The organism is Paludibaculum fermentans (assembly GCF_015277775.1).
Taxonomy (GTDB): domain Bacteria; phylum Acidobacteriota; class Terriglobia; order Bryobacterales; family Bryobacteraceae; genus Paludibaculum; species Paludibaculum fermentans.
The window spans coordinates 2,052,900-2,065,691 of record NZ_CP063849.1; the positions used below are offsets into that span (position 1 = coordinate 2,052,900).

General features: G+C 62.7%; 9 protein-coding genes. 5 read left to right on the plus strand and 4 right to left on the minus strand.

From position 1 onward, the window contains the following. Nucleotide 1: 1 nt before the first annotated feature. Together IRI77_RS08160 and IRI77_RS08165 are read right to left on the minus strand one after the other, a co-directional pair. Nucleotides 2-2,971: a TAT-variant-translocated molybdopterin oxidoreductase gene (locus tag IRI77_RS08160; RefSeq protein ID WP_194451579.1), complete on the minus strand. Its 2,970-nt coding sequence runs from the start codon at nt 2,969-2,971 to the stop codon at nt 2-4. A gap of 17 nt (nt 2,972-2,988) precedes the next feature. Next, on the minus strand, nt 2,989-3,636 hold the full coding sequence (locus IRI77_RS08165; protein ID WP_194451580.1) for a cytochrome c3 family protein: 648 nt from the start codon (nt 3,634-3,636) through the stop codon (nt 2,989-2,991). 219 nt (nt 3,637-3,855) lie between these two features. Here IRI77_RS08165 and IRI77_RS08170 point away from each other — a divergent pair, with 219 nt between their 5' ends. Further along, nucleotides 3,856-5,250 (plus strand): sensor histidine kinase, encoded by a 1,395-nt coding sequence (locus IRI77_RS08170; RefSeq protein WP_194451581.1) that lies wholly within the window; start codon nt 3,856-3,858, stop codon nt 5,248-5,250. An 18-nt stretch (nt 5,251-5,268) separates the two neighbouring features. Further along, entirely contained in the window at nt 5,269-5,901 is a 633-nt protein-coding gene (locus IRI77_RS08175) for a response regulator (protein ID WP_194451582.1), read from the plus strand. A gap of 5 nt (nt 5,902-5,906) precedes the next feature. On the opposite strand, the gene IRI77_RS08180 is transcribed toward IRI77_RS08175, so the two are convergent. Continuing rightward, the gene (locus IRI77_RS08180) at nt 5,907-8,549 is read right to left on the minus strand and encodes an ABC transporter permease (RefSeq protein WP_194451583.1); all 2,643 of its coding nucleotides are present in this window, start codon (nt 8,547-8,549) and stop codon (nt 5,907-5,909) included. A gap of 17 nt (nt 8,550-8,566) precedes the next feature. Then, nucleotides 8,567-8,914, minus strand: coding sequence for a PadR family transcriptional regulator (locus IRI77_RS08185; protein ID WP_194451584.1), 348 nt, complete (start codon nt 8,912-8,914; stop codon nt 8,567-8,569). A 123-nt stretch (nt 8,915-9,037) separates the two neighbouring features. Here IRI77_RS08185 and IRI77_RS08190 point away from each other — a divergent pair, with 123 nt between their 5' ends. From IRI77_RS08190 to IRI77_RS08200, 3 genes are all read left to right on the plus strand, one after another. Beyond that, a complete protein-coding gene (locus IRI77_RS08190; protein ID WP_194451585.1) occupies nt 9,038-11,152 on the plus strand; it encodes an amylo-alpha-1,6-glucosidase in 2,115 nt (704 codons plus the stop codon). 297 nt (nt 11,153-11,449) lie between these two features. Continuing rightward, nucleotides 11,450-12,214, plus strand: coding sequence for a response regulator (locus IRI77_RS08195; RefSeq protein ID WP_228486641.1), 765 nt, complete (start codon nt 11,450-11,452; stop codon nt 12,212-12,214). A gap of 160 nt (nt 12,215-12,374) precedes the next feature. Then, nucleotides 12,375-12,731, plus strand: coding sequence for an IPT/TIG domain-containing protein (locus IRI77_RS08200; protein WP_194451586.1), 357 nt, complete (start codon nt 12,375-12,377; stop codon nt 12,729-12,731). Nucleotides 12,732-12,792 lie beyond the last annotated feature (61 nt).

Here is a 12,792-nt window from a genome sequence, read left to right on the forward strand (position 1 = left end):
GTTATGCCAGCTCCGGATTGGGATTGCGCATCTTCGCCAGGTAGGTGGTGCGCGGCTTGGTGTTCAATTCTTCGATCACGATGTAGTTGCGCGGCTGCTTCTTCGCCTTGGCCACGCGGCTCTCGGGATCGTTGATGTTGCCGAATACGATTGCATCGGCCGGACACACCTGCTGGCAGGCGGTCAATACTTCCAGATCCTTGATCTGGCGGCGATTCTCGGTCTGTGACTGGATGCGGGCGCCTTCAATGCGCTGCACGCAGTAGTTGCACTTCTCCATGATGCCGCGCATGCGGACGGTGACATTCGGATTGAACACCATCTTGCGCGACTCAGGCACGTCTTTGTTCCAGTTGAGGAAGTTGAACCGGCGCACCTTGTAGGGGCAGTTGTTCGAGCAGTAGCGCGTGCCGACGCACCGGTTATAGGCCATCTCGTTGATGCCTTCCGGACTGTGCACCGTCGCCGCCACCGGGCAAACCGACTCGCAGGGAGCCTTCTCGCACTGCTGGCAGGCCATCGGCTGCATCACGGCCTGCGCATCTTCCATGCTGCCCGTGAAGTAGCGATCCATGCGGATCCAGTGCATTTCACGGCCGCGGTTGATCTGATCCTTACCCACCACCGGGATGTTGTTTTCCGCCACGCAAGCCACCAGGCAGGCGTTGCAGCCCGTGCAGGCATTCAGGTCGATCGACATGCCCCACTGGTAGCCCTTCGAGTAATCCCAGCCGGCGAACATGTCCTGCACCGGCTCGCCGTGCTCTTCGTGCAGAACGCCCGGCTCCTTGGCGTACTCTTCGATGGGCAGTTCCTTCACGATGTCCGTGCGCATCAGGTGAGTGATGGGCTCTTCCAGCGTGTGGTGTTCCTGGGTCGTCACCAGTTGGTAATTCTCGCCGGCCTTGCGAGCCTGCACGGCCGCCATGTGGAAGCCGGCTAGGGTCCGCAAGCCTTCCGCTCGGTGTCCGACGTTCTGACCCACCCGCCCGCAGGACGACCGGCCATAACCCAGCGCCACCGAGATGGAGTCATCCGCGTGGCCCGGCATGATCATCGCCGGCATCTTGATCTCTTTGCCGTTGGACGACAGCGTCAGCAGGTCGCCATTCTCGACGCCCAACTGTAGGGCCGTCTTGCCGCTGACCAACGCGGCGTTGTCCCACACGACCTTCGTCATGGGGTCCGGCGCTTCCTGCAGCCAGGCATTGTTCGCGAAGCGGCCATCGTACGGACCAGCCGAGGGGTAGAACACCACCTCGAGTCCGCTCGACGCCGGCTTGATCGCAGCCTGCACGGCCGCCAGCACTTTGCCGGCCTCCGCCTTGGCGTCCACCGGAGCCTGCTTCGTCCCCTCAATCACGCCATCGTGCAGCGCCTGGTTCCACTTCTTCGCGGCATCGGCGCCCCACTGCGCGGTCCACGACTTCTTCACGATGTCGTAGCCCTTGCCTTCACCACCCGCAATCGCCGCCGCCAGTTCCAGCACGCTCTTGCCGCCGTACAGCGGTTCGATCAGCGGCTGCTGGATGCTTGCCGTGCCGTCCAGCGCGCGGGCATCGCCCCACGCTTCGAACGGATGCGATTCCGGCAACTGCCATTCGGTCGAGGCCCAGGTCTCGTTCTCATCGGCGGTCAACGACACCGTGGCCGGAACCTTCTTGATCGCATCGGCAAAGGCGAGATCGGCCGGCAGGGAGTAAACCGGATTGCCGCCCAGAACGAACAGCGTCTTCACCACACCGGAGTTGATGTCGGCACTCAACTGCTTCACTGCGTCGAGCGACGAGGCCGGATCGACCACCGGCTTCGTGTAGACCACCGTCTGGCCCGTATTCCCCAGCGCCTGGTTGATCAGGGCGACTAGCGCATGAACCGCCGCCGGCTGCCGCGGACCCGCCACCACAATCGACTTGCCCTTCTTCGCCGCCAGATCTTTGGCCAGCGAAGCAATGAACTTCTTCGTCTTATCGGAGTCTGAACCGCCCAGCACCTTCAGCTCGGTGCCACTGATGTTCAACTCCTTCGCCAGGGCCAGAGCGAACGCGCCCGCGTCGGAAGACTTGAGCCGCAGCCGGTGATCGGCCATCGCGCCCGTGATGCTGAAGTTGGATTCCGCCACATACAGGCGGTTGATCTCCGCCTTGGGATCTTCCACCTTGCGGCGCGACGAGTACAGCTTCGTCGGCTGCACCGTCAGGGAATCCAGGCCGAGGAAATCAAAGTCCAGTGCGAAGACCACGTCGGCCTTGTCGTACTGGTAGTGCGCTTCCAGCGGCTGGCCGAAGGCCATTTGCGCGCCCAGGCGGGACTCGTCGGTGCTCACCGAGTTGTACTCCACCCACTGCGCTTTCGGATACTTCTTGAGAATCTCGGCCTTCTGCGCCGCAACGGCAGGTGAGTTGGAACGCTCCGAGAGAATCCGCAGACCGGAGCCGTCACCCAGCCCGGCCGCCTGCTGCTTCCACCAGGCGTTGAACTGATCCCACGAAGACTTCTTGCCCTTCTGCGAGACACTCTTCACGCGGTCAGGATCGTAGACGTCCAGCACCAGCGCCTGCGTATGCGCGCTGGTCGCGCCCAGCGAGTAAGGATGCCGCGGATTGCCTTCCACCTTGATGGGGCGGCCGTCAAACGACTTCACGATGAGGCCGACCGCGGCGCCGCCCACACTCGCCACCGTGGCGTAGTGAACCGGCACTCCGTGGACGTAGCCCTCGATGCCTTTCGACATCGGCAGGATGTGCTCCACCGGGCGGCGGCAGGCCGTCAGGCCGGCCAGGCCGAAACCAGCCGCCATCAGCTTCAGCAGTGTGCGCCGCGAGCCGCCCGAAAGCATCTCTGAGGCGCCATCCTGGAATTCACGCTCCGCCCATTCGCGGAACTGCGGAGTGTCGGCCAGTTGGTCCAGACTCCGCCAATACTTTTTGCCAGTCAGGCTGGTCGGGTTGATTTTTATGAAATCGTTCATCGTCTCGCACCAGCGGATTATCGATGGCACCCTGAGCAGTTCGTCGGAGGGTGGATGCCTTTGGCCTGGATCAGCTTCGCGCCCAGCTCCGCCGGGTCACCTTCCGGTTTCCAGTCCAACTTCGTCACATACTCAGTGGGCCGCACATTCGGAGCAGCGTTGCGATGGCACTCCAGACACCACGCCATCGATAGCGGCTGCACCTGGCGTACTTCCACCATTTGGTCGACACGGCCGTGGCAGCTTACGCAGCTCACGCCGGACGTCACATGCGCCTGATGGTTAAAATAAACGTAGTCAGGCAGCCGGTGGACCTTCACCCACGGGATGGGCTCGCCGGTCGCATAGCTGTCGCGAACCATCTGGAGCTTGGGGCTCTTCTCCTTCACCCGCACATGGCAATTCATGCAGGTTTCGGTCATCGGGACGGCGGCGTAGCTGGACTTGTCCACTGTGTAATGACAGTAGAGGCAGTCCACGCCGAGGTTGCCGGCATGCAGTTTGTGGCTGTAAGCCACAGGCTGCACGGGCGTATATCCGGTGTCAAACTGCTTAGGGTGCAGCAGATAACCCATCACGGCTCCGGTTGCCCCGAGAACGAGGACGATTGCACCGGCGGCCAGACGCAGTTTTGTGTCGAACTGCTTCGAGAAGATAGCACTCATGCCAGGATGTCTTTCAGAACCAGTCCAGCCTCAGCCCCTCTGATTTGGCAAGGCGGGTTTGCACTGCTCCGCGTGCGCGGAGAGCTTACATGATTTTCTACCATAACAGTACTATTTACGCAATAGGAGCAAGAATTCTTGTCTGGCAGTAATTCGATGCGCTCGGACCCCGACGGGACTCAGCCGATTGGCGGAGTTCCTGGAATTCCTGCCAAGGTCATGGAACTGCGCCCGCTCACCGGCATCAGCCGCCGTTTCGGCGACCTTCGCGTCCGCCCGAAACTGATGGTTCTGCACAACAGTTTCTTCCTCATCCTGACCTGCGCTGTCTACTTCACCGTCATCCACTTTGTCGAAGTCCGCATGGAGCAGGCCAAGGCCCGCGAGCTCACGCTCATCTATAACTCTTTCTCCTATCTCACTCCAGACAATGGAGAACAGGAACTTCGTTCCTACGGCCTGAAGACCGGTAACGCCGACGACTTCGGCCTCTCCGACGACGCCCGGGCCTGGATGACCCGCTACCCCGGCCGCATGTGGCAGCACCAGCCCACCAGCGAGCACATCTACAAACTGACGCCCGGCACCAACCGCTACTACCGCCTCACCCTGCCCCTCAGCTTCTACAGCGGCATGGTCGCCTCAGTCGCCGTCGGCGCCTTCGCCGTGCTCGGCATCATCTATATCTTGGCGGTGCTCGTGCTCGAACTCGTCATCATGCCGCGCTACGTCTACCAGCCGCTGCGCCTCTTGCTCGAGGCCGACCGCGCCACGCGCGAGGGCGACCGCGAGGCCGAGATCATCGACGAGAGCTTCATTCCGGGCGACGAGATCGGACAGATCCTGCAATCCCACAACGTCACTGTCCGCGAACTCCGCAAGCATGAGGACGACCTGGAGCGCGCCAAACGCACCCTGGAAGCCCAGGACCGCCTCGTCAGCCTCGGCATGCTCAGCGCCAGCGTCGCCCACGAAATGAACACCCCCCTCGCGGTGCTGCACGGTTCTGTTGAAAAACTCATCGAAACCGTGGACGATCGCGCCGCGCAAGCCCGCCTGGCGCGCATGATCCGCGTCACCCAGCGCCTGCGCCGCATCAGCGAAAGCCTGCTCGACTTCGCCCGCCAGCGCCGCCAGGAGATGGGCCCCGTCGAGTTGCGCCCCGCCATCGACGAGGCCTGGCAACTCGTCGCCATCGACGAAAAAGCAGGAGCCGTCCGGTTCATCAACGACATCCACCCCGGCCTCAGCGTCACCGGCAACGCCGACCGCCTGAACCAGGTCTTCGTCAACCTCTTGAGGAACGCGCTCAACGCCGTGCCCGATTGCGGCGGCGTGATTCGAGCCGCCAGCCGGGCCGGTCACATCGATGGCGGACCCGCCCACTCCATCACCGTCGACGACAACGGACCAGGCATCCCCGCCGAAGTGCTGCCCGAGATCTTTGAGGCCTTCGTCTCCACCCGGCTGGATTCCTGCGGGACCGGGCTGGGCTTGACCGTCGCCGAAGGCATCGTCCACCAGCATGGGGGCACCATTGCTGCTTCAAACTGCAAATCCGGCGGTGCCCGTCTCGAAGTTTGTTTACCCGCGGCGCCCGTCAGCGGAGAATAGATTCAGCAAACGAACCCAATGAGCGCGGAACAGATCGTCACCAATCCTTCCCTCATCGACATCGCCGTCCTCGACGACGACATCGATTTCCTCACCTACGTCGAGGACTTCCTGAAGGACGAAGGCCTCTACCGCGTCCGGACCTTTGACAAGCCCGATACGCTATTCGACTCCGCCGACGACCACCGCCCCGACATCGTGCTGCTGGACATGAAGATGGGCGAGGTCCGCGGCGACAAGGTGCTGGAGCAACTGGTCACCCGCTACCCCGGCATCTGCGTGATTATCGTCACCGGCTACCCATCGCTGGAAGACATGCGCGCCACGTTTCGCATGAAGGTGTTCGACTACCTGGCCAAGCCGTTCTCGCTGGCTCAACTCCGCCAGTCGCTTTCGAATGCCGTGGAACAGTTCGGCCTTGGCCGCACCCTGCCAGACCGCCTGCGCGAGAAACTCGGCCACCGCATTCGCATCCTGCGCGCCGAGCGCGATTGGTCGCTGAAGGATCTGGCTCTCTCCTCGAAGCTGAGCGTCAGCCAGATCAGTTCCATTGAACGCGGCGCCAACCTGCCCTCCATCGAAAGCCTGTTAGCCATCTCACGCGCCTTCGGCCTGAAGCCGAGCGAGATCCTGGCCTCCATCGAGTTCTAAGGGGATTATTCGTACCGCAGGCACGACGCCGGATCCACTCGCGTCGCCCGCCATGCCGGCAACAGCGCCGCCCCCGTCGAGATCAGCATCAGGAACAGACCGGCCGCCACCGTGGTCGCCAAGTCCGCAGGCTTCAACCCGTAGAGCTGCGACTGAATCAGCCGGCCCGCGAACAACGCCAGCGGCAGTCCCGCCGCCAGCCCCGCGATCACCATCCAGGCGCTCTCGCCCAGGATCATCCCAAGGATGGAGTTACGATCCGCCCCAATGGCCACTCGGATCCCAATCTCGCGCGTCCGCCGCGCCGTCGAGTACGACAGCACTCCATAGAGGCCAATCGCGGCCAGGCCCACCGCCAGCAGCCCTAACGCGGTGGACAGCATCGCCAGCAGCCGCTCCGCTGCCAGGGATTCGTCAATCTGCGCGTCCATCGTCGTCAATTGGTCGACCGGCAGCCGCGCGTCGGCCGACTGGATCAGCGAGCGCAGTTGATTCTCCACCAGCTCTGGAGACGCTGTACTCCGCACCTGCACCCACGCACTGCCGGGCATACTGTCCGCCGTAGCGGGCAGGTAGATGATCGGCTCCGGATCCTCGCGCAGCCAGCGGTACTTCGTCGTCCCCACCACGCCAATCACGCGCACCTTCCGCCCGCCGCCATAGGCCAGCGGCTTCCCTACCCCGTCGCCGCCCAGGTAGCGCTTCGCAAACTGTTCATTCACGATCGCCGGAGCCTCACCCACCGTCCGGTCTTCCCTGGCGAAGTCTCGCCCCTGCCGGATCGGGATGCCCATCGTGCGGAAGTAGCCGGGACTCACCGACGTGTAGTATGCCACCGGCGGCATGCCCTTGGGCGGCACATACCCCGGAATCCGCATCACAAAAGAAGCCGCCGATCCGGTGAGGATGTTGATCGTCGCGACGCTGGCGGACTGCGCGCCCGGCAACCCCTGCGCCCGCAACAGCAGATTCTGCATCGCCTGCGCCGCGCCGGCCTCGGAGTAGTTCAGCCGTTCGAAATCCACCTGCGCCAACACGACATGCTGCGGCTGGAACCCCAGGTCGATCGCTCGCAGGTTGTGCAGCGTTCGTGACAGCAGACCCGCGGTGAAGATCAACGCCACGGAGACCGCAATCTGCGCCGAGATCAGATAGCGGTAGCCCAGCGCACGTTTACCCGCCGCGAACAACGTACCAGACTGCACCAGCGGCATCGGATCGGTCCGCCACGCTCGCAGCGCCGGCAGCAGCCCAAACAGGAGCCCTGAACCCAGGGTCACCGCGGCAAAGAAGCCCAGCACCATCGGATCCGGCTGCACATGCTGCGTCAGGTTCTCCCTCTGCGACCCCATCAGGCCCAGCAGCGCGGCAATGAAGAACTGTGCCAGCCACCACCCCACAGCCCCGCTCACCAGCGAGAGCATGAGGCTCTGCACCAGGAACTGCCGGATCACCGCCCAGCGCGTCGCACCCAGGGCCACCCGGATCGCCGCCTCCCTGGCCCGCTCAATCGACCGCACCAGCCACAAAGCCGCCAGGTTCGCGCAAGCCATTAGCAGGACCAGCCCCACAATCGACAACAGCAGCAGCACCGGCCGGCCCAACTTCTCTTTCTCCGAACCCGTGCCCTGGCTGCCGTCCCGCAGGATGAAGTTGTCCTTGTCATTCATCTTGAACCCGATCTCCCGCTGCAATCGCAGCCCCACCGGATTCAACCGCAGCCCGGCCGCCTGCATCGACACCCCCGGCTTCAACCGTCCAAGCATTTGTAGCCAGCCAAAATTGTCGCGAGGAGTCCCATAGAAAGTCTCCGCCCAAGCGGTCGGAATCTGCAGATCCACCCGCCCGTGCAGGGCCGCGCCTTGAAACCCAGGCGGCGTTACGCCCACGATCTGGAACGCCTCCTTATCCAGCACCAGCTTCCGGCCCACCACATCCGGAGCGCCATTGAAGAACGTCCGCCACAGCCGGTCGCTGATCACGCACACCCGCGCCCCCTTCTCCACCCGGTCGTCTGGTTCGTCCAACAACCGGCCCAGCGCAGGCCGCACCCCCAGCATGGAAAAGTAATTCCCGCTCACCAACTCGGCCGATACCGTCTTCCGCCGGTCGCCGTCCACCACGTCCCGCTCAATCGTGGCGACGGCCAGAAACTCTTCAAAGCCCGTATCCTGCTTCCTGATGCCCTGAAAGAAGTTGTAGGAGAAGCAGCAGTTCTCCATATGGAATGTCTCGTTGTTCTGCCGCAGCAGAATCAGTCGCGAGGCATCCCGCACCGGCAGCGTCTTCAGCACAATCGCATTCACAAACGAGAAGATCGCCGTGTTCGCTGCCAACCCCAACGACAGCGACCCCAGCGCCAACAGGGTGAACGACGGGCTTTTGCGTGAGGTCCGAATGGCGAGACGCACGTCCGCCGCCAACTGCTCCAGCCAGCGGAACGCCCACAGGTCATGACTCGACTCCCGGTATCCGGCCGCATTCCCGAAACGCCGCCGGGCCGCATACTCTGACTCTTCCGGCTCGACGCCCTGCGCCCGCAACTTGCGCGCCCGCAATTCCATGTGCAGCCGCATCTCCTCGTCCAGCTCCTGCTCCAACTCGGTTCGCCGGAACAGGTGGGTCAACCGCCGCCACAGTTCTTTCATGCCCATGGAATTCTCCTCTACGCCGGCTGCAGGATCCGCGCAATCGCAGCCGACACCCGCTGATACTGCGCCAACTCTTCGTCCAACCGCGCCCGGCCCTCGTCGCTCAACGTGTAGTACCGAGCCCGCCGGTTCTCTGCGGTCTTGCCCCACTCCGCCAGCAGCCAGCCCTTCAGCAGCATCCGCTGCAGCGCCGGATACAGCGACCCCTCCTCCACCTGCAGCACATCCGAGGAGAGCTCCTGGATCGACTCCGCAATCTCAAAGCCATGCAATTTACCGTGCCGCGACAGCGTGTTCAGGATCAGCATGTCCAACGTGCCGGGCGGGATGGGGTCTCGGGAGGTTCGTTCGAGGAGTGACATAGAGCGTCTATGCAAATGACATAGACAGTCTATGTCGATCTCGAAAGCGATGCAAGAGGCAATCCATTTTTGTTACCTGCCCCACCAAACTGCCCGTCGTGATTGGCGATACCCTAAAGGCCAATGAGCGTTCGAAGTCTCCTGCTCGTGCTGGCGGCCACTGCCGCGCTGCGCCCCGCCGAGGCCCAGGTCATCACCAAGCCGGCCCAACCCAACAAGTTCATCGAAGCCGTGGGCCGCCGCGCCGCCCTCCTCGGACACGAGGACGGCACCTTCGAAGCCTGGACCTATCCCATCAAAGTCCTGCGCGACTTCCAGCTCTCCGTCTTCGTCGACAACGCCCTCGAGCCCACACCCCTCAGCGGACTGGCGGAAACCGTGGAGGTCCACCCAGGCCACGTCACCATCACGCACATCACCGGAGCCTTCACTGTCCGCCAGACCTGGGTCGCGTCCCTCGACAAACCCGCCGTCGCCATATTGCTCGACATCGACACATCCAAGCCCCTCAAGTTCCGCGCCACGTTCATTCCCGAAATGAAGCCGATGTGGCCCGCCTCCTTCGGCGGCCAATCCACAGGCTGGAACCAGAAAGACGGCGTCCTCACCTTCACCGAAGGCATGGGCCGCTTTCGACCGGTACTCGGCAGCCCCCGCTTCACTCGCATCAGCGAGCAGATCGGCCACCAACTGCCCGACCGCACGGTCATGATCGAGTTCGACGTTGAGAAGAGCGGCCGCGTGCCCATCGTCATCGCCGGTGCCCGCGCGGATTACGACGAAGCCATGAAGGAGCCCGGAGCCCTCCTCGCCGCCGCCGACACCCACTTCGCGGCGTTCCTCAAACGCACCACCACCATCCAGGCCGAAGGCTTTACCGCCGCCTACGACTGGGCGCGCGTCGCCATCGAAAAAGGCTGGGCCTGCAACGACGGTGTCGGCTGCGGACTCGTCGCCGGCTGGGCCCCCTCCGGCCTCAGCGAGCGCCCCGGCTTCGGTTGGTACTTCGGCGGCGACACCATGATGAGCGCCTGGGCCATGCAGGACTACGGCGATTTCGAAGGCGCCCGCGCCGCGCTCGAGTTCCTGCTCGACCATCAGCGCGCCGACGGCAAGGTCATGCACGAGTGGACCCAGTCATCCGCCCTGCTCGACTGGCCGAAGTACCCCTACGGTTACTATCACGCCGACACCACCCCGCTCTTCCTCTTCAGCGCCGCCCGCTATGCCCGCCAGGCCGGAGACCTCGAGTTCGTCCACAAGCATTGGGCCAGGTTCGAGCAGTCCTACCGCTTCTGCCTCACCATGCTGGACGGCGACGGCCTGCTCTCCAATCTCAAAGGAGGCGCCGCCGCCGTCGAAACCGGAGCGCTCAGCGGCAAGGTCGTTCGCGACATTTATCTACAGGGAGCCTGGATGGCCGGCCTCGCCGGCTTCGCCGACCTGGCAAAGTGGCAAAACCAGCCCGCGCTCGAGTCCGAAGCCCGGACCCGCCTCGCCAAGGCCCGCGAAGCCATCAAATCCTGGTTCGTCCCCGAAAAGAACATCTTCGCCTTCGCCCAGCTAAAAGACGGCTCGCGATACGAAGCCAATTCCGGCTGGCAGGGCCTGCTGCTTGCCCGCGGCGGCATCGACCCTGCCCTCGCCGCCAAGGCCACGGCTTCCCTGGCTCTGCCGGCCCTCGCTACCCCCTGGGGTACACGTATGTTCGCCACGGATAGCCCGTTCTACAACCCCGTGGGCTACAACGACGGCAGCGTCTGGCCGTTCGTCACAGCCCAAGCCACCCTCGCCCTCTTCCGCCACGGCCAACCGGCCGCCGGCTACCGCTACGTCTACGGCATGGCCCAGGCTACAGGCCTGAGCGGAGCCGGCTTCATCAGCGAGTACTTCAGCGGCGACCGTTTCGCCGAGGGCCCGCGCGCCGTCCCTCATCAGCTCTTCAGCTCCGTCGCCCTCGTGAATCCTCTCCTCACGGCCATGCTCGGCCTGATGAGCGACGGGATCGCTGGAGAAGTCACCGTCGCGCCCCAGTTGCCCTGCTCCCTGGGGACCGTCCGTTTCCAGCACTACCGGGTCGGCCGCAGCATACTCTCCGGAGAGATGCGGCCCGCAAAGCCCGCTACCTTGATAGACATTCAGGTGGAAGGTCCGCCGGTCAAAATCCTACAGGACGCACGGCCCTGCTTCGATCTGCCGCCCCTGAAACCTCTCACGCCCGGCCAGCGCGGTGAGTAAGTACCTAGATTAGGTCCGCCCGCCCTCGCATTCTGGGCATGCCCAGGGCGTCCCAGCACCCTGCGCGGTTTGACGCTAGAATGATGATAAGTCGATCCTTGTGAATCGATGTGGCCGATTCACACCAAGGTGTGGCGGTGAAGGTGTTGCAGCGTTCCCCAATGGGTACAAGGTATCTTAGTACGTCGTACTTAGGAATTTCTAAGGTTAACGGCCCGTGGTTCTAAGGCAGTACCTGCATTCTCAATGGTAATGGGACTCCTTAGAATCAAGTACGAGGTTTGAAAGGGGACGATCATGAACGTTGTGGCGCCGCACCAGCATGACGAACTGGATGGAAGGGACGCAAAGCCGGCCATGAGTGACCAACCCGAAACCGAAGCCCGTAAGATTCGAGTCATGATCGCAGACGACCACCCGATTGTCCGGGAAGGTCTGCGCAAGTTGCTCAATCTGGAAGACGACATTGATGTCGTGGGCGCCGCGGCCGATGGCCGCGAGTTGATCGAACGGGTCGAAGAGCTCATGCCCGACGTCATCCTGCTCGATCTGCGGATGCCCAATCTCGACGGCTTGGGCGCCCTCCAGACTCTCCAGCACACCAGTTCGAAAGCGCGAGTCATCATTCTTACCGCATCGGAAGACAAGAACGAGTTCGTGCAGGCCATGAAGCTCGGTTGCTCCGGCATCGTGCTGAAGCAGACCTCGGCTGACCTGATCGTGAAATCGATCCGCAAAGTCTACGCCGGCGAAATCTGGCTCGACTCGCACACCACCGCGGCCGTCATGCGGCAGTTCGCCGCTCCGGGCGAGACCTCGCTCGGCCCAACGGCCAGCAAAGCCCGCGAACGGTCCCCGCTCAGCACCCGCGAACGCGAAATCGTCGCGCTGGTCGCCCAGGGCTACAAGAATAAGGAAATGGCCGAGAAGATGTTCATCAGCGAGCAGACGGTCAAGAACCACCTGCACAACATCTTCGACAAGCTCGGCGTCTCCGACAGGCTGGAATTGGCCTTGTATGCCATTCACAAGGGCCTCCACCTGCAGCAAAACGAACGTTAACTACAACTCTTCTCAGCAGTTACAGTCTACGGGCCGCCCCTCAACCGGGCGGCCCTTTCTGTTTCTGAACGAAGATGTAGAATTTTTCCCCTAAATCAGGACCTTCCCCTCTTGCATTCTTCCTACCATAGGCCTACGATCAGACTTGGAGGATAAAAAGATGCGCTTCTCCCTTACATTCCTAACTATGACCCTGCTGGTGGCGCTGGCTGCTCCTCCGCTCCTGTTGGCCCAGGATTCCATACCCCGTTGCACGACCGTTGAGCCGGCTAGCGGCAAGGTCGGCACCGAGTTTGTAGTCACTGGCGAAAATCTCAGCAAAGATACCGTCGCGAAGCTTTATCTCACCGACGGCACAGCCGACATTGAAATCCCCATGAGCGAACAGACGGCCACCACGATCAAAGCAAAAATTCCGAACTCCGCCAAAGTGGGTGAGCGTTACAAGCTCATGATCCTCACCAAGGGCAAGGAACCGAAGCTGATTGAGCAGCCTGTCCGCTTCGAAATCGAATAGGCGCCCAGCCGCAAGTACCGACAGTTCACGATAAGCACTTTGTGTGCCGATCTAGCCTGTT

Excerpts from the sequence above, each read along its gene's own strand:
- IRI77_RS08160 (WP_194451579.1), bottom strand. The coding sequence starts at position 2,971 with ATGAACGATTTCATAAAAATCAACCCGACCAGCCTGACTGGCAAAAAG.
- IRI77_RS08165 (WP_194451580.1), bottom strand. The coding sequence starts at position 3,636 with ATGAGTGCTATCTTCTCGAAGCAGTTCGACACAAAACTGCGTCTGGCC.
- IRI77_RS08170 (WP_194451581.1), top strand. The coding sequence starts at position 3,856 with ATGGAACTGCGCCCGCTCACCGGCATCAGCCGCCGTTTCGGCGACCTT.
- IRI77_RS08175 (WP_194451582.1), top strand. The coding sequence starts at position 5,269 with ATGAGCGCGGAACAGATCGTCACCAATCCTTCCCTCATCGACATCGCC.
- IRI77_RS08180 (WP_194451583.1), bottom strand. The coding sequence starts at position 8,549 with ATGAAAGAACTGTGGCGGCGGTTGACCCACCTGTTCCGGCGAACCGAG.
- IRI77_RS08185 (WP_194451584.1), bottom strand. The coding sequence starts at position 8,914 with ATGTCACTCCTCGAACGAACCTCCCGAGACCCCATCCCGCCCGGCACG.
- IRI77_RS08190 (WP_194451585.1), top strand. The coding sequence starts at position 9,038 with ATGAGCGTTCGAAGTCTCCTGCTCGTGCTGGCGGCCACTGCCGCGCTG.
- IRI77_RS08195 (WP_228486641.1), top strand. The coding sequence starts at position 11,450 with ATGAACGTTGTGGCGCCGCACCAGCATGACGAACTGGATGGAAGGGAC.
- IRI77_RS08200 (WP_194451586.1), top strand. The coding sequence starts at position 12,375 with ATGCGCTTCTCCCTTACATTCCTAACTATGACCCTGCTGGTGGCGCTG.